The organism is Brevibacterium salitolerans (assembly GCF_039531405.1).
GTDB lineage: Bacteria > Actinomycetota > Actinomycetes > Actinomycetales > Brevibacteriaceae > Brevibacterium > Brevibacterium salitolerans.
In genome coordinates this window covers 331,838-349,742 of the sequence record NZ_BAAAPZ010000008.1, presented here as the reverse complement: position 1 = coordinate 349,742, position 17,905 = coordinate 331,838, and the positions used below count along the sequence as shown (strand labels likewise).

General features: G+C 68.5%; 26 protein-coding genes. 1 reads left to right on the top strand and 25 read right to left on the bottom strand.

The features are described from left to right. Positions 1–7: 7 nt before the first annotated feature. The 3 genes from rpsM to infA all read right to left on the bottom strand — a co-directional run bounded on the left by rpsM (position 8) and on the right by infA (position 1,009). Positions 8–376, bottom strand: a complete 369-nt coding sequence (gene rpsM, locus ABD240_RS11580) for a 30S ribosomal protein S13 (RefSeq protein ID WP_291794981.1) — start codon at positions 374–376, stop codon at positions 8–10. A 215-nt stretch (positions 377–591) separates the two neighbouring features. Further along, the gene (rpmJ, locus tag ABD240_RS11575; RefSeq protein ID WP_019159373.1) at positions 592–705 is read right to left on the bottom strand and encodes a 50S ribosomal protein L36; all 114 of its coding nucleotides are present in this window, start codon (positions 703–705) and stop codon (positions 592–594) included. An 82-nt stretch (positions 706–787) separates the two neighbouring features. Beyond that, complete coding sequence (gene infA / locus ABD240_RS11570) at positions 788–1,009, bottom strand: translation initiation factor IF-1 (protein ID WP_029090239.1); 222 nt, start codon at positions 1,007–1,009, stop codon at positions 788–790. A gap of 212 nt (positions 1,010–1,221) precedes the next feature. Between infA and ABD240_RS11565 the strand changes: the two genes are divergently transcribed. Next, positions 1,222–2,496 carry a hypothetical protein gene (locus ABD240_RS11565; protein ID WP_344337347.1) on the top strand — a complete coding sequence of 425 codons (1,275 nt, stop codon included), beginning with the start codon at positions 1,222–1,224 and terminating at the stop codon, positions 2,494–2,496. 99 nt (positions 2,497–2,595) lie between these two features. On the opposite strand, the gene ABD240_RS11560 is transcribed toward ABD240_RS11565, so the two are convergent. From ABD240_RS11560 to rpsS, 22 genes are all read right to left on the bottom strand, one after another. Beyond that, a complete protein-coding gene (locus ABD240_RS11560; RefSeq protein ID WP_291794992.1) occupies positions 2,596–2,964 on the bottom strand; it encodes an META domain-containing protein in 369 nt (122 codons plus the stop codon). Positions 2,965–3,182: 218 nt separating this feature from the next. After that, positions 3,183–5,081, bottom strand: a complete 1,899-nt coding sequence (locus ABD240_RS11555) for a S1 family peptidase (protein WP_344337345.1) — start codon at positions 5,079–5,081, stop codon at positions 3,183–3,185. Between the two features lie 299 nt (positions 5,082–5,380). Next, a complete protein-coding gene (locus ABD240_RS11550) occupies positions 5,381–7,297 on the bottom strand; it encodes an LPXTG cell wall anchor domain-containing protein (protein WP_344337343.1) in 1,917 nt (638 codons plus the stop codon). A gap of 192 nt (positions 7,298–7,489) precedes the next feature. Then, complete coding sequence (locus ABD240_RS11545; RefSeq protein WP_344337341.1) at positions 7,490–7,900, bottom strand: META domain-containing protein; 411 nt, start codon at positions 7,898–7,900, stop codon at positions 7,490–7,492. 161 nt (positions 7,901–8,061) lie between these two features. Next, positions 8,062–8,886 (bottom strand): type I methionyl aminopeptidase, encoded by an 825-nt coding sequence (map, locus tag ABD240_RS11540; protein ID WP_291796840.1) that lies wholly within the window; start codon positions 8,884–8,886, stop codon positions 8,062–8,064. Beyond that, positions 8,886–9,455 (bottom strand): adenylate kinase, encoded by a 570-nt coding sequence (locus tag ABD240_RS11535; protein ID WP_344337339.1) that lies wholly within the window; start codon positions 9,453–9,455, stop codon positions 8,886–8,888. The genes map and ABD240_RS11535 overlap by 1 nt, the downstream gene beginning before the upstream one ends. Before the next feature lie 115 nt (positions 9,456–9,570). Next, a complete protein-coding gene (gene secY, locus ABD240_RS11530) occupies positions 9,571–10,872 on the bottom strand; it encodes a preprotein translocase subunit SecY (protein WP_344337337.1) in 1,302 nt (433 codons plus the stop codon). Positions 10,873–11,225: 353 nt separating this feature from the next. Further along, positions 11,226–11,684 (bottom strand): 50S ribosomal protein L15, encoded by a 459-nt coding sequence (rplO, locus tag ABD240_RS11525; RefSeq protein WP_291796831.1) that lies wholly within the window; start codon positions 11,682–11,684, stop codon positions 11,226–11,228. A gap of 1 nt (position 11,685) precedes the next feature. Beyond that, positions 11,686–11,868: a 50S ribosomal protein L30 gene (gene rpmD, locus ABD240_RS11520; RefSeq protein ID WP_291796828.1), complete on the bottom strand. Its 183-nt coding sequence runs from the start codon at positions 11,866–11,868 to the stop codon at positions 11,686–11,688. Further along, positions 11,868–12,509, bottom strand: a complete 642-nt coding sequence (gene rpsE, locus ABD240_RS11515; RefSeq protein WP_291796850.1) for a 30S ribosomal protein S5 — start codon at positions 12,507–12,509, stop codon at positions 11,868–11,870. The genes rpmD and rpsE overlap by 1 nt, the downstream gene beginning before the upstream one ends. A gap of 26 nt (positions 12,510–12,535) precedes the next feature. Then, positions 12,536–12,916: a 50S ribosomal protein L18 gene (gene rplR / locus ABD240_RS11510; RefSeq protein WP_291796823.1), complete on the bottom strand. Its 381-nt coding sequence runs from the start codon at positions 12,914–12,916 to the stop codon at positions 12,536–12,538. A gap of 2 nt (positions 12,917–12,918) precedes the next feature. After that, positions 12,919–13,455 (bottom strand): 50S ribosomal protein L6, encoded by a 537-nt coding sequence (rplF, locus tag ABD240_RS11505; RefSeq protein ID WP_291796820.1) that lies wholly within the window; start codon positions 13,453–13,455, stop codon positions 12,919–12,921. A 16-nt stretch (positions 13,456–13,471) separates the two neighbouring features. Then, a complete protein-coding gene (gene rpsH / locus ABD240_RS11500; protein WP_291796818.1) occupies positions 13,472–13,870 on the bottom strand; it encodes a 30S ribosomal protein S8 in 399 nt (132 codons plus the stop codon). Positions 13,871–13,952: 82 nt separating this feature from the next. Beyond that, positions 13,953–14,522, bottom strand: a complete 570-nt coding sequence (gene rplE / locus ABD240_RS11495; RefSeq protein WP_291796815.1) for a 50S ribosomal protein L5 — start codon at positions 14,520–14,522, stop codon at positions 13,953–13,955. After that, positions 14,522–14,887, bottom strand: a complete 366-nt coding sequence (rplX, locus tag ABD240_RS11490; RefSeq protein WP_291796812.1) for a 50S ribosomal protein L24 — start codon at positions 14,885–14,887, stop codon at positions 14,522–14,524. Before rplX ends, rplE begins: the two co-directional genes overlap by 1 nt. Before the next feature lie 2 nt (positions 14,888–14,889). Next, positions 14,890–15,258, bottom strand: coding sequence for a 50S ribosomal protein L14 (gene rplN, locus ABD240_RS11485; protein WP_291796809.1), 369 nt, complete (start codon positions 15,256–15,258; stop codon positions 14,890–14,892). A gap of 167 nt (positions 15,259–15,425) precedes the next feature. Beyond that, positions 15,426–15,704, bottom strand: coding sequence for a 30S ribosomal protein S17 (rpsQ, locus tag ABD240_RS11480; RefSeq protein WP_291796806.1), 279 nt, complete (start codon positions 15,702–15,704; stop codon positions 15,426–15,428). Continuing rightward, positions 15,704–15,955, bottom strand: coding sequence for a 50S ribosomal protein L29 (gene rpmC / locus ABD240_RS11475; RefSeq protein ID WP_291796804.1), 252 nt, complete (start codon positions 15,953–15,955; stop codon positions 15,704–15,706). Before rpmC ends, rpsQ begins: the two co-directional genes overlap by 1 nt. 2 nt (positions 15,956–15,957) lie before the next feature. Further along, on the bottom strand, positions 15,958–16,374 hold the full coding sequence (gene rplP / locus ABD240_RS11470) for a 50S ribosomal protein L16 (protein WP_291796801.1): 417 nt from the start codon (positions 16,372–16,374) through the stop codon (positions 15,958–15,960). Between the two features lie 3 nt (positions 16,375–16,377). Then, positions 16,378–17,187 (bottom strand): 30S ribosomal protein S3, encoded by an 810-nt coding sequence (rpsC, locus tag ABD240_RS11465; protein ID WP_344337330.1) that lies wholly within the window; start codon positions 17,185–17,187, stop codon positions 16,378–16,380. Then, positions 17,187–17,567, bottom strand: coding sequence for a 50S ribosomal protein L22 (gene rplV, locus ABD240_RS11460; RefSeq protein ID WP_291796795.1), 381 nt, complete (start codon positions 17,565–17,567; stop codon positions 17,187–17,189). Before rplV ends, rpsC begins: the two co-directional genes overlap by 1 nt. A 46-nt stretch (positions 17,568–17,613) precedes the next feature. Further along, entirely contained in the window at positions 17,614–17,895 is a 282-nt protein-coding gene (gene rpsS / locus ABD240_RS11455) for a 30S ribosomal protein S19 (protein WP_291796792.1), read from the bottom strand. Positions 17,896–17,905 lie beyond the last annotated feature (10 nt).

Sequence of the window (17,905 nt, the reverse complement as noted above, 5' to 3'; positions counted from 1 at the left end):
GTGCTGCTTACTTCTTCTTACCGGCCACGGTGCGCTTGGGTCCCTTGCGGGTGCGCGCATTGGTCTTCGTCCGCTGTCCGCGGACGGGGAGACCGCGGCGGTGGCGGAGGCCCTCGTAGGAGCCGATCTCCACCTTGCGGCGGATGTCAGCGGCGACCTCGCGGCGGAGGTCGCCCTCCACCTTGAACGTGCCCTCGATGAAGTCACGCAGCTGAACGAGCTCAGCATCGGTCAGGTCTTTGACGCGGGTGTCCGGGTTGATCCCGGTCTCCGTCAGGGTCTGGCGCGCACGAGTGCGGCCCACACCGTAGATGTATGTCAGGGCGACTTCCACGCGCTTCTCGCGAGGGATGTCGACTCCGGCAAGACGTGCCATCAGTTCTTTCCTTCTGGTTCTTCGGAGGTGCTGGTGCAGTCCTGGTCCCGTCGGCGCTGCGTCCGGCGGGTCCCCAGCCTCCGACTGGGGGTGTCGTCCTCACCTGCCGCCCGCAGGGGCGACGGTGGCGAGGGGGCGAGGTCTGCGTGGGTGTGCGGCTCGGACCCGGGAGTTCGGCTCCCGGACCGACACCAGATCTGCGGATGCTTGGGAGATCAGCCCTGGCGCTGCTTGTGGCGCGGGTTCTCGCAGATCACCATCACACGGGAGTGACGACGGATGACCTTGCACTTCTCGCAGATCGGCTTGACGCTTGGCTTCACCTTCATAGCTGTTCCTTCTTCTCACCGCGAATGCCCCGAGGTACTCCCCGGGGCAGTACAGCGCGAAATCGTCGAAGCGATCCTCTGCTTACTTGTACCGGTACACGATGCGTCCGCGCGAGAGATCGTACGGCGACAGCTCGACGACCACACGGTCCTCGGGCAGGATGCGGATGTAGTGCTGGCGCATCTTGCCGGAGATGTGGGCGAGAACCTTATGGCCGTTGGTCAGCTCGACGCGGAATGTAGCGTTCGGCAGAGCCTCGACCACGGATCCCTCGATCTCGATGACCCCTTCTTTTTTGGCCATATCGTCCGTAACCTCTTCTTCCCGCGAGTCGGTATCGCGTTTCGTTCATGCGGAGCGGACCCCGCGTGGACCGGCAGCCCATCCCCGGTGCGCGGATCCGTGGATCCGGACCGCAGACGCGGATATACTCTCCGCGTGCGCAGCGTCAGCGATCTCCCGGATGAACCGGACACACTGACGCCCCTTGGTCACAGGCCAATAGGAAACTGTACATGACCGCGCTCTTCTACGCCAAGCGGGCCCGAGTGCGCAAGCGGGACACACCGCAGGGCCGGCCCAACCGTCCGCCTCCAGGCCTGACCGCGCCTCTTGACGCCGTCGGCGGCGTCCTGGCGGACCCCGGCACGGCCGAGGCCGATCTGCGGACGGCTGCCCGTGTGCTGGACCGGATGCAGTCCACGTCCCTCACGACCCTGCCGCTGCTTCCGGCCGTCGTCGCTCGTCTGCGCCGCTTCCTGCGTCCCGCGCCCGGCTCCGCGCTCCTCACACGGATGTTCGTCACCGCCGGGACCGCCGCGGCCGGCCGCGCGGTGGCCGCGGCCCCGTGCCTCGAGCCGCTGACCGCCGGGGCGCCGCGCCGCCGGGTCGTCCCTCCGGGCCTGCTGCGCGATTCCGATGCCCGCACGCCGGTCCGCCAGGGCCGCCTGGGCGACTGCTGGCTGGTCGCGGTGATGGACGCCTGCGAGGTCGCTCGGCCGGGGTACCTGCGCGGGCTCGTGCGCGTACGGACGGAGGCGGGCGAATCCGGCGCGCCGGGCGGTCCCGATGCGGCGGCGGGCCTGCGCGAGGGCACGGTACGCGGCCCCGGCCGCCGGCAGCACGGTGCGCGACTCCGGCTCGCCACCGTACGGCTCCACTCCCCCGTGGTCACCGTCCCGCTGCTCCGCCGCCTGCCGGGGCTCCCCCTCCGCCGCCTCGATGTGCCGCTCTCCACCGCGGTCCCCCGTGATCGGCGCGCCGGTGGTCACGGGCTGAGTCCCAACGCGGCGTCGCTCGTGGAGAAGGCCGCCGTCATCGTGTGGGCGCAGGGCTCGTACAGGCGCCTGGCGCGCGACTTCGCGGGCATCGGCTTCGCCCTCCTCACCGGCGGCTGGGCACTCGCCCGGCCCGTTCCGCAGCGGCTGGAGACGGTGGCCCGATGGCTGCAGGCAGGTCGCCCGGTGGTGGCCTCCACGCTGGTGCGGCCGGGCGGCTCGTTCACTCTGCCGCGCGAGGACGACCCGGAACGCGTGGTCGCAGTGATGGACGGCCACGTGTACTCCGTCCGCGGAGTCCTCCGCTGCGACGAGGACGGAGTGCCGTCCGCGCGCTCCGTCCTGCGCGTCCACCTCCGCAATCCCGTGGGCGGGCCGGATCCCCGGAGCGGCTCCGGCGGCGGAGCGCCGGAGTGCCGGCGGCCGCCTATGCGGCGGAAGGACCTCTACCTCTCCGTGCGGCAGTTCCGGCGGGCGTTCATCAGCGTGAACGCAGGGCCACGGCTGCGCTGAGGGAGAGTGCCGCCCACGGTGGTCCGGCGGTGGGAACGGAGCCGGAGGCCGAGGCCGCGGGCGCCGGCGGCCTCGGGCTCACGGGCTCGCCCCGGACCGTCACCTCTCCCGCCTGAGCGTGCCGATCTCCTCCCCGTGGCTGTCGAAGACACGGAGTGTGTCACCGGCGACGGTCACGGCGGTGGTGCCCGCGAGCCAGGTGTCCACACCGAGGCACGCCTTCAGCGTGGAGAATCCGCGCGTGATGGTGGCCGTGTCCCCCTGCAGCGTGTACCGGCCCTGGACCCCGTTGCATCCGTCGGAGCCCGTCATGTGTCCGGCTCCGGCGGCAGGAGTGCTGAACGTGAGGAACGCGGTGGCAGGATCCTCCGCGCGCCAGGTGCCGGCGATGGCCGCAGGCGCCTGAGCCGCGGGACCGACCGCGGAGGCCTGGAGACGGGGCCGTCCGCCCGGCTGATACTCACTCATGATGCCTCGCCTTCTGCACCGCTCTGCTGTGCGCTGCTTCTGCTGTGCCCTGCTGTGCGCCCCGATCGTCTCATCCCAGGACGCCGAATGGGGCATCCGCTCCGTGCGGATGCCCCATTCGGGCGGCGCCTCTCAGCCGGCTCTCATGCGCGGCCGATCGGGACTGCCCAGTCGCCGGGCGCGCTCATCCGAGCGGCGCCCGCGACTGACCGTCGTTCTCAGCTCAGGCGGCGACGGGCGATGTAGACGAGCGCACCGCCCAGTGCGAGCAGACCGGCGGCACCGGCGACCAGCGGACCGGTGGTGGAACCGGTGCGGGGCAGGTCCTTGCCGTCATCGTTGCCGTCGTCCTCACCGCCGTTGCCGCCCTCGGAATCGGCGACCACCGAGAACTCCGCCGAATGCACGTCCTCGGACGTGGTGGCGACGACCTCGTAGTCACCGATGTAGGCCTCGGGCGCGGCGGTCGTCAGACCCCAGATGCGGGAGCCGGCCACGCCGTTCGCGTCGGCCTCGACGGTGACGGTCTTCGCGGACTCGGACTCGCCGTCGATGAAGGTCTCGAAGGTGACGGAGCTGTTCGGCTCGGCACCCGTGACGGTGTAGACGACGCCGCGGTTCTCCGCCTCCGCCTGCTCCTCGCTGTCGGCGACGAACTTCGAGGCCTCCACCTCGGTGGCGCTGATCGTGAGCTCCTCGGGCTCCTCGGTGGGAGTCGCGGAGGGCGTCTCCGAAGGCGTCTCGGACGGGGTCTCCGTCGCGGTGGGCTCCTCGGTGGGCGAAGCGGTCTCGGTCGGCTCAGCCGTTTCCGTGGGCTCAGCGGTCTCGGTCTCTGAGGGAGTCGGCTCCGGAGTCTCGGTCGGCTCAGCCGTCGGCGTCGGCTCGGGGGTCTCGGTCGGGGAAGGCGTCGGGCTGGGCTCCTCGCCGCCCGTCTTCACCGTGTAGCCACCGGGGAGGTGCTTGAGGCCCTCGTGGAGCTCAGCGGTCCAGAGCATGGCCGGGGAGGTGGAGGTCGCGTCGATGCCGCCGGAGACCACACCCACGCCCTGGTCACCCATCATCACGGCACCGCCGGAGTCACCCTCGATAGACTCGGCCTCTGCGGCGAAGCCGTAGACGAGGTGGCCGTCCACCGGCGCGTAGCCGTCGACGATGCCGCCGAGCGAGACGTCACCGTCGGATGTGTCCCAGCCGACCTCACCGGTCTTCTTGCCGGTGGTGCGTCCCGACCGCCACATCGGAGAGCCGATGTCGTCCGGGGTCACGTCCTTCACTCCGGTGATCGGAGTGGAATCCGTTGCGAGGTCATCAGCGGCTTTCGCCCCCTCGCTCCAATTGGCGACTTCACCGAGCAGCGTGAAGCCGGACGCGGGATCGACGTCGATGACCGCATAATCCTGGGCGGTTGCCGGGACGAGTTCCGACTCAGGCTGCTGGGTGTCGAAGTCGAACGTGTTGGGGCCGAACTGTGCGTGCGACACCGTGCCGAGGCGGCGGTTGCCGTCCCACTCAGCAGACTGGTAATCCTCACTCGCCGTCGAAGGGCGCTCCGGGTAGACGTTGGTTCCCACACCGTCCTCACCGTCGAAGCAGTGACCGGCGGTGAGGATCGCGTCCTCGCCGGAGGGTCCCGTCGCAGGGAAGCCCACCGAGCAGAACCAGACGTACCCTCCGCCGGCATCCCCGATGTAGCCCGAACCGGCCACGATCTCATCCTTCGAGGGCCACTCCGCCTGCGGGCCCCAGCCCTCGAACGGGTTGGCGAGCGGATCGACAGAGTAGAGGGCTGCGACTTCCTGCGTCTCCACTACGTCGCTGGTCTTGGCGGCCTTGGCGGCGAAGGCGGTCACCGGCGCGAGCGCTTCCTCGACCTCGGCCTCGGGCGCGCCCTTGACCACCTGGGCGACGATGCGCTTCTCGCCGTTCTCGTCCTTCTCGCCGTAGCCGATCGCCGCGAGCTTGCTGCTCTGCGCGAACGCCTGCGCGGCCACCGCGCCGAGGTCGCCCGCTGCCGGTGCCGCGAAGGCGGCCGGAGCGGCGACCAGTGCGCCGCCGAGGCCCAGCGCCACTGCGGCGCTCAGGGCGACGGTGCGCTTACCCATGGTGGGTCGTGCCATTGTCACAGTCCTTTGTCTCATCTCACATGTAGGGGTCCCGCCGCTCCACGCAGACGCAGAGAGCCGGACACTCCTGAGACATCCTGACGCATGGCACGGCGATCGGCCGCGTTAAGAACGTTTTGGTCACGGAAAGGTCGCAGAGTTGACAAACTGGAGAACAGTGCTTTCGGCACACGCGGCCGCCGCGCCCCTGCCCTCGTGACGAAACACAGAAGTGGGGCATCCGCCTCATGCGGATGCCCCACTTCTCTCAGTCGCTCGCCCTCAGGACCTCATGCCCGAGCCGAGGGACGTCTTCACTCGCCTGCGGTGTGGCGACGCCGAGCGATGTAGACCAGCGCGCCGCCGATCGCCACGAGCCCGGCAGCGCCGGCCAGCAGCGGCCCGGTGGTGGAACCGGTGCGCGGCAGATCGTTGCCGTCGTCCCCACCGTTTCCGTCTCCGTCGCCGCCGTCCTCGCCGCCGTTGCCGCCGTCGTCGTCCGCGACCACGCTGAACTCACCGGAGAGCTCGCCCTCGGTCGTCGTCGCGACGACCTGGTAGTCGCCGATGTAGGCCTCGGCCTCCGCCGAGGTCATGCCCCAGATACGCGAGGACGCGGTGCCGTTCTCGTCCGCGGTGACCGTCACGGACTTGGTGGGCTCCTGCTCGGAGTCAGCGCTGCTGATCCCGGAGAAGGTGTCGAAGGTGACCTCCGAGCCGGGCTCCGCGTTGGTGACCGTGTAGGTCACGCCGCGGTCCTCGGCCTCGGCCTGCTCCTCGTCGTCCGCCACGAACTTCGAGGCGGCGATCTCCGAGGTGCTCAGCGCCAGCTCGTCCGGTGCGTCCGTCGGCTCATCGGTGGGATCGTCCGTGGGGTCCTCGGTCGGGTCCTCAGTGGGATCGTCCGTGGGATCCTCGGTCGGGTCCTCGGTCGGATCGTCCGTGGGATCCTCGGTCGGGTCCTCAGTCGGATCGTCCGTGGGATCCTCGGTCGGGTCCTCAGTCGGATCCTCCGTCGGCTCCTCGCCCGCGGTCTTGATCTCGTAGCCCTGGAGACCCTCGTTCTGCAGGCCCTGGTAGAGCTCAGCGGCCCAGACGAAGTCGCCCGTGCCCTCACCGGCATAGTTCGAGCCGGAGACGATGCCTGCGGCCTCGCCGTCGATCGTCACGGCTCCGCCGGAGTCGCCGGGGATGCCGAGGGCATTGATCGCGAAGCCGTAGACCATGTAGTTGGTCTCGCCGTCGCCGATGGGGGCGAAGCCGTCGACGATGGCCGTCGCGCCGTCGTTCGTCAGCTCGACCGGCCCCTCCTGCTGGCCGGAGGTGCGGCCGGAGCGGACCGCAGTCTTGCCCACGTCGTCCTGGGTGACGTCCCTGACGCCGGTGACGTCGACCGTCGAGTCGGCGAGCACGTCGGAATCCGCAGTGGTCCAGTCGGTGACCTCACCCTTGCCCGTGTAGCCGCTCGCCGGGTCCACGGTGATGACCGAGAAGTCCTGAGAGTTCTCCGGCGTGTACTGGCCGAGGTCGTCACCCGGCTGGTAGGTGGCGGGACCGAACTGCGAGTAGGTCATCTCACCGAGGGCCTTGCCCGGGTGGAGGAAGTCCGTCGTCGCCTCACCGTGGATGTCACCGGTGCCGGCATTCGACGCGGACGGCTTCTCCACGGCGGTCTGCGTGCCCTCCTCGCCGCAGTGACCCGCGGAGATGATGGCCTCTTCGCCGTCCGGACCGGTGGCCGGGAATCCGAAGGAGCACAGGCCCTGCGGAGCACCCTGGCCGTCGAGGGTCATGTAGCCGGCACCGCCCACGAGGTCGGTGTCTGCAGCCGTCGCCTTGTAGGTGGCGGAGACCGGAGAGACGACGAGGTCGTCGCCGGTGGTCTTCTTCGCGAACTCGGCGGCAGACTTGAGAGCGGTCTTCACCGCACCCTTCGCGGCGTAGACGCCGTCCGCATCCTTCTCGACGGAGTCCTTGACGACCTGCGCGACGAGCTTGCCGTCCTTGTCGTAGCCGATCGCGGCGATCTTGTCGCTCGCGCCGAAGGCCTTGGCAGCGGCAGGGGCCAGCGCCTGCGGACCGCCCGGCGTCGCCGGGGCGGCATCGGCGGCCTTGTCCGGCCCGGACGTCGCAGCCATGGCCGCGGGGGCGGTGAGAGCCACGGTGCCGAAGCCCAGCGCAACGGCTGCGCTCAGAGCGACGAACCGGTTGCCCTTGATCGGGTTACCCATTGATTCTTCCTAACGGAGTGGAGAACTGGTGCGGCACGGCTTGCCGGGAACGGCCCGCCATGCACTCCGCTCACTCTGCCAAGAGTCACAGCTGGATAACATTTGTGTGCGTTTTGATCACGCTCAGGTCACATTCGAACGGTTCGAGACTGCAGCGGTCCGAGACTCCTTCCGTCCGAGCCTCGCGAGAAGTCAGGCCTCCCTGCTGAGAGTGCCGATCTCCTCGCCGTCCGCGTCGAGCACGGTCATCTCGTCTCCGCTGATGACCACGCTGCTGGCGTCACCGAGCCAGGCGTCCACTCCCATGCATCCCTTGAGAGTGCCGAACCCGCGTTCGATCGTCGCGGTGTCCTCCTCCAGCGTGTACTCACCCTGCACTCCATTGCAGCCGTCCGAGCCGCTGACGTGCCCGGCCCCTTCCTCATCGGGCTCGGCGAACTCGAGGAACGCGTCCTCGGGGTCCGCTGCCTGCCAGGTGCCGGCGATCTGTGGCTGCTCCTCTCCCCCAGGCTCGCCGGGACTCACGGTCCCGCCCCCGCAGCCGGCTAGCGCCAAGGTGCCCGCCGCGGCGAGAATCGTCGCGAACTGAGTCAGGATCTTCATGGTTCCTCCCCTGGTGCGGCCGGGGACGCAAGCGCCGGTGGAGCGCCAGGGGCCGCGCCGTCTACGCTAGCCCAGATCTCTGGCCGTTCCCCAGGAGAACGCGCAGACGCGTGCGTGCCCCGCCTCCTGGAGGAGGCGGGGCACGCACGGGACGAGCGGCGTCAGTCCAGCGGCACCGGGGCCACGCCGTACGGACGCAGACGCTCCGCACCGCCGTCCGGTGCCGTGAGCACCCAGATGCCGCCGGCATGACGCGCGACGGTGTGCTCCCAGTGGCTCGCGCTGCCCCCGTCCTCGGTCACGACGGTCCAGTCGTCCGACAGTGTGCGGGTCGCGATGTCGCCGGTGACGAGCATGGGCTCGATGCACAGGCACATGCCGGGCCGGAGCCTGGGCCCCATCCGCCGCGCCCGATAGTTGAGCACCTCCGGCTCCATGTGCATCTGCGAGCCGATCCCGTGCCCGGTGAACTCCTCGATCAGACCGAGTTCGGGCGCGAGCTCGGTCGCGCGCTCCTCGATCGCCTCGCCGATCTCTCCGACCTTCCTCGCGGTGGCCATACGGGCGATCCCCGCCCACATGATCTCCTCCGTCGTGTCCGAGACCCTGAGCAGCGCGGGATCCGCCGCTTCGCGTCCGCCCACGAACACGGTGAGCGCGGAGTCGCCGTGGAGGCCGTCCACGATCGCACCGCCGTCGATCGACACCATGTCGCCGGCCTCGAGCACGCGGTCGCCGGGGATCCCGTGGACCACCACCTCGTTGACCGAGACGCAGAGCGTCGCAGGGTAGCCGTAGTACCCCAAGAAGTTCGACCTGGCACCCATCTCCGCGATGACCTTCGCTCCGGCGGCATCGACATCCGCCGTCGTCGCCCCGGGCACGCATGCGGCCCGGGCGGCCTCCAGCGCGGCACGCGTGACCAGGCCGGCGCGGCGCATCGTGCGGATCTGGTCGTCGGACTTCAGTTCGACGGCAGGGCCCATCAGCGGCCGATCACCGCGAGGATGCGGTCGGTGATCGCGTCCACGTCGCCAAGGCCGTCCACCTGCCGCAGCAGACCGCGCTCCGCGTAGAGCTCGGTGAGCGGCTGCGTCTGCTCCGCGTACACGTCGAGGCGATGGCGGATGACGTCCTCCGTGTCGTCGGAGCGGCCCTGCAGCGAGGCCCGGGCCAGGAGCCGTCCCACGACCTCGTCGGTGTCCGCGGTGAGCTCGACCACGTGATCGAGCGTCGCCCCCTTCGCCTCGAGCATGGCATCGAGTTCGGCGACCTGCGCAGCGGTGCGCGGGTACCCGTCGAGCAGGAATCCCTCGGCGGCGTCGTCCTTGGCCAGACGATCGGCGACCATCGAGTTGGTCACCTCGTCCGGCACGTACTCCCCCGCGTCCATGTACCGCTTGGCCGTCCGGCCCAGCTCGGTCTCGCCCTTCACGTTGGCGCGGAAGATGTCACCCGTGGAGATCGCCGGGATCTGCAGGGCCTCGCTGAGGCGTGCGGCCTGGGTGCCCTTGCCGGCTCCCGGAGGGCCGATGAGGATGATGCGAGTGCTCATGAGGTTCCTTTCCTCTTCATTTTCCGTACCGGGGCCGGCGGCCGTTCCCGGAACGCCTCACCGGGCATGCCCGGTGAGGCGTGCGGGAACCGCCCCGCGGCACCCTGCGACGCTCTCAGCGGAGCAGGCCCTCGTAGTGGCGCTGCTGCATCTGCGAGTTGATCTGCTTCACCGTCTCGAGGCCCACGCCCACGATGATCAGCAGCGAGGTGCCGCCGAACGGGAAGTCCTGGTTCGCTCCGATGAGCACGAGTGCCACGAGCGGGATGAGGGCGACGGTGCCCAGATAGATCGAACCTGGCCATGTGATCCGCGTGAGCACGAAGCTGAGGTACTGCGCGGTCGGGCTCCCCGCGCGGATGCCGGGGATGAAGCCGCCGTAGCGCTTCATGTTGTCCGCCACCTCGTCCGGGTTGAACGTGATCGACACGTAGAAGAAGGCGAAGAAGATGGTGAGGAGGAAGTACACCACCATGTACACGGGGTGGTCGCCGGCAGTGAAGTACCGGTTGATGACCTCGACCCACCTGTCGTCCGGTGAGCCGAACTGCGCGATGAGCGACGGCAGGTAGAGCACCGAGGAGGCGAAGATCACCGGGATGACGCCGGCCTGGTTGACCTTGATGGGGATGTAGGTCGAGGTGCCGCCGAACATGCGGCGCCCCACCATCCGCTTGGCGTACTGCACGGGGATCCGGCGCTGGGACTGCTCCACGAACACGACGAGCGCCATGATCACGAGGCCCACGAGGATCACGATGAGGAAGACGTCGATGCCCTGAGAGGCGAGGATCGAGCCGAACGACGCCGGGAAGCCGGCGGCGATCGAGGTGAAGATCATGAGCGACATGCCGTTGCCCACGCCCCGCTCGGTGATCTGCTCGCCCATCCACATGATGAGGCCCGTGCCCGCCGTCATCGTCACGACGATGAGGGCCACGCCCCACCACGTGTCGTTGACCAGCAGGTCGTCGCACCCCTCGACATTGCCGAACAGCGCGCCGGTGCGCACCGTGGACACCAGCGTCGTGGCGTTGAGGACCGCGAGCCCCAGCGTCATGTAGCGGGTGTACTGCGTGAGCGTGGCCTGCCCGGACGCGCCCTCCTTGTGCAGCGCCTCGAAGCGGGGAATGACCACGCGCAGGAGCTGCGTGATGATGCTCGCCGTGATGTACGGCATGATCCCCAGGGCGAAGATGGACAGCTGGAACAGCGCTCCGCCCGAGAACAGGTTGATGAGGCCGAATCCGCCCTGCGAGAGAGCCGGGGAGGCCACGCACTGCTGGACCTGTGCCGAATCGATGCCGGGAGAGGGGATGGAGACGCCCAGCCGGTACAGCACCACAATGCCGAGGGTGAAGAGCAGCTTATTGCGCAGGTCAGGCGTCCTGAAGGCGCGCCCTACAGCTCCGAGCACTCGTCCTCCTGTTGAGATTCCGCCGGCCCCTGCACTCCAATGCGGGAACATGGGGAGAACCCAGCGCACAGGGCTTCGCTGCTGTGCTTCCCGCAATGGGCGCACGCAGTCGGTCACGGCTGCGCACGGAGGTACGACGATACGACAAATTACCTCGTGCACTCTATCAGCCGCCCACTACGCGACCGAATCGCCGGAGGCATGTCCGCGATTCCCGGCGGTCGTGGAGAACCGGACCGGCACCATGCCGTCGGAGCGCATCCGGCGGTTCCCGCCGGGCATGCAGGTCCGAGCACGCCGGAGGGGCGCCGTCCGTGATGGACGACGCCCCTCCATGAGCGCACAGCGCGCGATCAGGCGGTCGTGGTGACCGTCCCTCCCGCGGCGGTGATCTTCTGCTCCGCCGCACCGGAGAACTTGTCGGCCGTCACGTTGACGGCGACCGTGATCTCACCGGTGCCCAGCACCTTGACGGGCTGGTTGGCGCGGACAGCACCCTTCGCCACGAGATCGGCGACGGTGACGTCCCCGCCCTCGGGGAACAGTGCGGACAGCTTCTCGAGGTTGACGACCTGGTAGGTCACCTTGTTCGGGTTCTTGAAACCGCGAAGCTTGGGCAGACGCATGTGCAGCGGCGTCTGTCCGCCCTCGAAGCCGTGGGGAACCTGGTAACGGGCCTTCGTGCCCTTGGTTCCACGGCCGGCGGTCTTGCCGCCCTTGCCGCCCTCACCGCGACCCACGCGGGTCTTGGGGGTGTTCGCGCCCGCTGCCGGGCGCAGGTGGTGCAGCTTGAGTGCCTGCTCCTCTGCCATGTCAGTCCACCTCTTCCCAGGTGACGAGGTGGCGCACGACGTTGATCATTCCGCGGATCTCAGGACGGTCATCCTTCACCACGACGTCATTGATCCGCTTGAGGCCGAGCGTACGCAGGGTCTCACGCTGATTCTGCTTGCCACCGATTTCAGACTTGAGCTGGGTGATCTTGAGCTTCGCCATCAGGCCTTCGCCCCGCTTTCAGCTGCTCGCAGGAGCGCCGCCGGCGCCACCTCGTCCACGGACAGGCCGCGGCGCGCCGCAACCTCCTCGGGACGCTCGAGGCCCTTGAGCGCGGCGATCGTGGCGTGCACGATGTTGATCGCGTTCGCGGAGCCCAGCGACTTCGACAGGATGTCGTGGACGCCCGCGGCGTCCAGCACGGCGCGCACCGGACCGCCGGCGATCACGCCGGTGCCCGGGGAGGCCGGACGGAGCAGGACGACGCCCGCAGCCGCCTCACCCTGGATGGGGTGCGGGATGGTCTTCTGGATGCGCGGGACGCGGAAGAAGTTCTTCTTCGCCTCCTCGACACCCTTGGCGATGGCCGCGGGAACTTCCTTGGCCTTGCCGTAGCCCATGCCCACCAGGCCCTCGCCGTCGCCCACGACCACGAGTGCGGTGAAGGAGAAGCGACGGCCGCCCTTCACCACCTTCGACACGCGGTTGATGGTGATGACGTGCTCGATGAACTGGTTCTTCTCGTCCCGGTCCTGACGGTTGCCGCGACGTCCGCCGCCCTCACCGCGGCCACGGCCGCGGCCTCGGCCGCGATCGCCGGCCTCGGTGGACTGCTGCGACTCGCCCTGGGCGTCGTTCTGCACCGGGGTGTCCTTGTTCTCTTCCGTGCTCACAGTGCGAGTCCTCCTTCGCGGGCGCCGTCTGCGACTGCGGCCACACGGCCGTGGTAGGCGTTGCCGCCGCGGTCGAACACGACCGCTTCGATGCCCGCCGCCTTGGCGCGCTCGGCGATGCGCTCACCGACCTTGCGTGCCTTGCCGGTCTTGTCCTCGGAGTCGACCCGGAGGTCTGCCTCCATGGTCGAAGCCGATGCCAGCGTGCGGCCGACGGTGTCGTCGATGACCTGCACGAAGACGTGGCGGCTGGAACGCGTGACCACGAGACGGGGACGTTCGGCGGTGCCGGACAGGTGCTTGCGCAGGCGGTTGTGGCGCCGTGCGCGTGCAGCCGCCTTGCCCTTGCCGCGGCTCTGCTTGATTGCTGATGCCATGGTCACTTACCAGCCTTTCCGACCTTGCGACGGACGTTCTCGCCGGCGTAGCGCACACCCTTGCCCTTGTAGGGCTCGGGCTTCCGCAGCTTGCGGATGTTCGCCGCGACCTCGCCCACCTGCTGCTTGTCGATGCCGTTGACGGTGAGCTTCGTCTGGCCGTCGACCGCGAAGGTGATGCCGGCCGGGGGGTCGACCGTGATCGTGTGGCTGTAGCCGAGGGCGAACTCCAGGCTCTGGCCCTTGGCCTGCACACGGTAGCCGGTGCCGACGATCTCGAGGGCCTTGGAGTAGCCCTCGGTCACGCCGATCACCATGTTGTTCACCAGGGTGCGGGAGAGTCCGTGCAGGGAGCGGGACTCACGGGAGTCGTCGGGGCGGGTGACGAGCACCTGGCCGTCCTCGAGCGCGACCGAGATCGGCTCCTTGACGTCCACGGACAGCTCGCCCTTGGGCCCCTTGACCTTCACGTTCTGGCCGTCGATCGTGACGTCGACGCCGGAGGGAACGGAGACGGGCAGCTTGCCGATGCGTGACATGTGTCTTCTCCTTCCCTTACCAGACGTAGGCGAGGACTTCGCCGCCCACGCCCTTCTGTGCCGCTTGCTTGTCGGTGAGCAGACCCGAGGAGCTCGAGATGATGGCGATGCCGAGGCCGCCGAGCACCTTCGGGAGGTTGTTCGACTTCGCGTAGACGCGGAGGCCGGGCTTCGACACACGGCGGATGCCGGCGATCGAGCGCTCGCGGTTGGGGCCGAACTTCAGATCGAGCTCGAGGGTCTTGCCCACCTCGGCGTCGGAGACGCGCCAGTCGGCGATGTAGCCCTCGCTCTTGAGGATCTCGGCGATCGAGGACTTGAGCTTGCTGTAGGGCATGCTCACATCCTCGTGGTACGCCGAGTTCGCGTTGCGCAGACGCGTGAGCATGTCTGCGACGGGATCGGTCATAGTCATTGGGCACGTGCCCTTCCTCGTCGCGGTTTCCGTGATCCGCCCCCGCCGGGCGGGGGCGGAGCGGACCTGCGGCGTAGAGGTATCAGTTGGTCTTGAAGGGGAAGCCGAGGTGGCGCAGCAGGGCGCGTCCCTCGTCGTCCGTCTTCGCGGTGGTCACGACCGTGATGTCCATGCCGCGGACGCGGTCGATGGAGTCCTGGTCGATCTCGTGGAACATCGACTGCTCGGTCAGACCGAACGTGTAGTTCCCGTTGCCGTCGAACTGGCGGTCCGACAGTCCGCGGAAGTCGCGGATGCGGGGCAGCGCCAGGGAGACGACGCGGTCGAGGAACTCCCACATCCGGGCTCCGCGCATCGTCACGTGTGCGCCGATCGGCTGGCCCTCGCGCAGCTTGAACTGCGCGATGGACTTCCGGGCCTTGGTGACGACGGGCTTCTGGCCCGTGATGAGGGTGAGGTCGCGGATCGCGCCCTCGATGAGCTTGGAGTCACGCGCCGCGTCACCCACGCCCATGTTCACGACGACCTTGGTGAGGCCGGGGATCTGCATGGGATTCGCGTAGGCGAACTCCTCCTGCAGCTTGGCCACGATCTCCTCGCGGTAGACCGCCTTGAGCCGCGGCACCGGGCGGGACTGGGTGTTCTCGGTCATCAGATGTCCTCCCCGGTACGACGCGAGACGCGCACGCGGACCTTGCGGGTGCGGCCGTTGCGCTCAACGGTCTCCTCGCGGTAGCCCACGCGGGTGGGCTTGTTGTCCTTCGGATCCACGAGCATCACATTCGAGATGTGGATGGGAGCCTCGTGGATCTCGATGCCGCCGGCGGTCGCGCCGGAGGCGGTCTGCGTGGGCTTCCGGTGCTTCGACACGCGGTTGACGCCCTCGACGAGGACGCGGTTGCGCTCCGGGTAGACCTCGAGGACCTTGCCCTGCTTGCCCCGGTCGCCACCGCGCTCGGCGCGGGCTCCGGCGATCACCTGGACCAGATCGCCCTTCTTGATCTTGAGCTTCGCCATGATCAGATCACCTCCGGTGCGAGCGAGACGATCCGCATGAACTTCTTGTCGCGCAGCTCGCGGCCCACGGGCCCGAAGATGCGCGTGCCACGGGGCTCGCCGTCGTTCTTGAGGATGACCGCTGCGTTCTCGTCGAAGCGGATGTAGGAACCGTCCGGACGACGGCGCTCCTTCTTGGTGCGGACGACGACGGCCTTGACCACGTCGCCCTTCTTCACGTTGCCGCCGGGGATGGCGTCCTTGACCGTTGCCACGATCGTGTCGCCGATGCCGGCGTAGCGTCGACCGGAGCCGCCGAGGATACGGATGGCCAGGATCTCCTTGGCACCCGTGTTGTCGGCGATCTTCAGTCGCGACTCCTGCTGGATCACTTCTTCTCTCCTGTCGTCACGTCGGTTCTCGCCCCGGCAGCACGAGGCTGCCGGGGCGAGCCTGACGGAACGGATATGGGCTTGATTCGCTCCGCCTGCCCCGGAGTCCCGGTAGCCGCCTTCGGAGAGGGCGGGACCGGGCTGGACCGGGGTTCAGCGGCGCCGGATCACTTGGCGCGCTCGATGATCTCCACGAGCCGCCAGCGCTTCGACGCCGAGAGCGGACGAGTCTCGGACACGCTCACGAGGTCGCCGATGCCGGCGGTGTTCTCCTCGTCGTGCACCTTGATCTTACTGGACGTGCGAAGGACCTTGCCGTAGAGGCGGTGCTTCTTGCGGTCCTCGACCTCGACGACGATGGTCTTGTCCATCTTGTCGGAGACGACGTAGCCGCGTGCGCTCTTGCGGGTCGCGCGCTCGACCGGTGTCTGAGCCTGCTCGGACATCAGTTCTCCTCTTCCTTCGCTGCGGACGGATCCTGGCGGATCGCGAGCTTGCGCTCGTTCAGCACCGTGTAGATCCGTGCGATGTCGCGGCGGACGGCCTTGAGCCGGCCGTGGTTCTCCAGCTGGCCGGTGGCCGTCTGGAACCGGAGGTTGAACAGCTCGGCCTTAGCCTTCTTCAGCTCCTCGGCGAGGCGTTCGTTGTCGAAGCCGTCGAGGGCGTCCATGGAGAGGTCCTTGGAACCGATTGCCATTCTCATTCACCACCTTCGCGCCGCACGATGCGGGCCTTGAGCGGAAGCTTGTGGATCGCCAGGCGCAGGGCCTCGCGAGCGACTTCCTCGGACACACCGGCGAGCTCGAACATGACTCGACCGGGCTTGACGTTCGCGACCCACCACTCGGGCGAACCCTTGCCGGAGCCCATGCGGGTCTCGGCGGGCTTCTTGGTCAGCGGGCGGTCCGGGTAGATGTTGATCCAGACCTTTCCGCCGCGCTTGATGTGACGGGTCATCGCGATACGCGCCGCCTCGATCTGGCGGTTCGTCACGTATGCCGGGTCGAGGGCCTGGATGCCCCACTCGCCGAACGTGACCTCGGTACCGCCCTTGGCAAGACCCCGACGCTTGGGGTGGTGCTGCTTGCGGTGCTTGACACGACGTGGGATCAGCATGTGTCAGCCCTCCGATCCGGCCGCGGCCGCGGCCTCGGCTGCGTTCTCAGTGTTCCTGGGCTGGCCCTCGCCGCGTCCGCGTCCGCGTCCGCCGCGGCCGCGACCACGAGCCGCACCGCCGCCGCGGGGTCCGCGGCCCGACGGCTGCGCCGCCTCCTGCGCCGCGAGCTCCTTGTCGGTGAGGTCGCCCTTGTAGATCCACACCTTCACGCCGATGCGGCCGAAGGTGGTGTGGGCCTCGAAGAAGCCGTAGTCGATGTTCGCGCGGAGCGTGTGCAGCGGCACACGGCCCTCGCGGTAGAACTCCGACCGGCTCATCTCGGCACCGCCGAGGCGGCCGGCGCACTGCACGCGGATGCCCTTGGCACCTGCGCGCTGAGCGCTCTGGATCGCTTTGCGCATCGCGCGGCGGAACGCCACGCGGCTCGCGAGCTGCTCCGCGACGCCCTGCGCCACCAGCTGGGCGTCGACCTCGGGGTTCTTGACCTCGAGGATGTTCAGCTGGATCTGCTTGCCGGTGAGCTTCTCGAGCTGACCGCGGATGCGGTCGGCCTCCGCACCGCGACGACCGATCACGATGCCCGGGCGGGCCGTGTGGATGTCGACGCGGACGCGGTCGCGGGTGCGCTCGATGTTCACGCGGGAGATGCCCGCGCGCTCCAGCCCCGCACTGAGCAGCTGACGGATCTTGATGTCCTCGCCCAGGTAGTCCTTGTAGCGCTGGCCCTCCTTGTGGGAGTCAGCGAACCACTTGGAGCGGTGATCCGTCGTGATTCCGAGACGGAATCCGTTCGGGTTGATCTTCTGACCCATCAGCGGTTCCCCTTCCGGCCGGCCGGGATGTCGTCGCCGGACCCCAGCACCACCGTGATGTGGCTGGTGCGCTTGTTGATACGTCCGGCACGACCCTGCGCACGGGGACGGAACCGACGCATGGTCGGCCCTTCGTCCACGAACGCCTGGGTGATGACGAGCTCGTCCTCGTCGAACGACTCGCCGAGCTTGTCGGCCTGCTGCCGGGCATTCGCGATGCCGGAGGCGACGAGCTTGTAGATCGGCTCTGATGCGGACTGCTCCGCGAACTTGAGCACTGCGAGGGCTTCCGTTGCCTGCTGACCACGAACGAGGTCGACGACACGGCGAGCCTTCTGGGGCGTCACGCGCAGGTAGCGCGCCTTCGCCTTGGCTTCCATCGTTTCCTTCTTCCTTCTGATGAGGAGACGTTCAGGGGCGCCCGCCTCAGCGGCGGCGGCCCTTCCGGTCGTCCTTGTCGTGGCCGCGGAACGTCCGCGTCGGTGCGAATTCGCCGAGCTTGTGCCCGACCATGGACTCGGTGATGAACACCGGCACATGCTTGCGTCCGTCGTGCACGGCGATCGTGTGACCCAGGAAGTCCGGGACGATCATCGAGCGGCGGGACCAGGTCTTGATGACGTTCTTGGAGCCCTTCTCGTTCTGAGCAGCAACCTTCTTGTAGAGGTGCTCGTCGACGAAGGGGCCCTTCTTGAGACTGCGAGGCATAGTTCAGGCT

Coding starts and splice junctions, on each gene's coding strand:
- rpsM (WP_291794981.1), bottom strand. CDS start 376: ATGGCACGTCTTGCCGGAGTCGACATCCCTCGCGAGAAGCGCGTGGAA.
- rpmJ (WP_019159373.1), bottom strand. CDS start 705: ATGAAGGTGAAGCCAAGCGTCAAGCCGATCTGCGAGAAGTGCAAGGTC.
- infA (WP_029090239.1), bottom strand. CDS start 1,009: ATGGCCAAAAAAGAAGGGGTCATCGAGATCGAGGGATCCGTGGTCGAG.
- ABD240_RS11565 (WP_344337347.1), top strand. CDS start 1,222: ATGACCGCGCTCTTCTACGCCAAGCGGGCCCGAGTGCGCAAGCGGGAC.
- ABD240_RS11560 (WP_291794992.1), bottom strand. CDS start 2,964: ATGAGTGAGTATCAGCCGGGCGGACGGCCCCGTCTCCAGGCCTCCGCG.
- ABD240_RS11555 (WP_344337345.1), bottom strand. CDS start 5,081: ATGGCACGACCCACCATGGGTAAGCGCACCGTCGCCCTGAGCGCCGCA.
- ABD240_RS11550 (WP_344337343.1), bottom strand. CDS start 7,297: ATGGGTAACCCGATCAAGGGCAACCGGTTCGTCGCTCTGAGCGCAGCC.
- ABD240_RS11545 (WP_344337341.1), bottom strand. CDS start 7,900: ATGAAGATCCTGACTCAGTTCGCGACGATTCTCGCCGCGGCGGGCACC.
- map (WP_291796840.1), bottom strand. CDS start 8,886: ATGGGCCCTGCCGTCGAACTGAAGTCCGACGACCAGATCCGCACGATG.
- ABD240_RS11535 (WP_344337339.1), bottom strand. CDS start 9,455: ATGAGCACTCGCATCATCCTCATCGGCCCTCCGGGAGCCGGCAAGGGC.
- rplO (WP_291796831.1), bottom strand. CDS start 11,684: ATGGCAGAGGAGCAGGCACTCAAGCTGCACCACCTGCGCCCGGCAGCG.
- rpmD (WP_291796828.1), bottom strand. CDS start 11,868: ATGGCGAAGCTCAAGATCACCCAGCTCAAGTCTGAAATCGGTGGCAAG.
- rplR (WP_291796823.1), bottom strand. CDS start 12,916: ATGGCATCAGCAATCAAGCAGAGCCGCGGCAAGGGCAAGGCGGCTGCA.
- rplF (WP_291796820.1), bottom strand. CDS start 13,455: ATGTCACGCATCGGCAAGCTGCCCGTCTCCGTTCCCTCCGGCGTCGAC.
- rpsH (WP_291796818.1), bottom strand. CDS start 13,870: ATGACTATGACCGATCCCGTCGCAGACATGCTCACGCGTCTGCGCAAC.
- rplE (WP_291796815.1), bottom strand. CDS start 14,522: ATGACCGAGAACACCCAGTCCCGCCCGGTGCCGCGGCTCAAGGCGGTC.
- rplX (WP_291796812.1), bottom strand. CDS start 14,887: ATGGCGAAGCTCAAGATCAAGAAGGGCGATCTGGTCCAGGTGATCGCC.
- rpsQ (WP_291796806.1), bottom strand. CDS start 15,704: ATGTCCGAGCAGGCTCAGACACCGGTCGAGCGCGCGACCCGCAAGAGC.
- rpmC (WP_291796804.1), bottom strand. CDS start 15,955: ATGGCAATCGGTTCCAAGGACCTCTCCATGGACGCCCTCGACGGCTTC.
- rplP (WP_291796801.1), bottom strand. CDS start 16,374: ATGCTGATCCCACGTCGTGTCAAGCACCGCAAGCAGCACCACCCCAAG.
- rpsC (WP_344337330.1), bottom strand. CDS start 17,187: ATGGGTCAGAAGATCAACCCGAACGGATTCCGTCTCGGAATCACGACG.
- rplV (WP_291796795.1), bottom strand. CDS start 17,567: ATGGAAGCCAAGGCGAAGGCGCGCTACCTGCGCGTGACGCCCCAGAAG.
- rpsS (WP_291796792.1), bottom strand. CDS start 17,895: ATGCCTCGCAGTCTCAAGAAGGGCCCCTTCGTCGACGAGCACCTCTAC.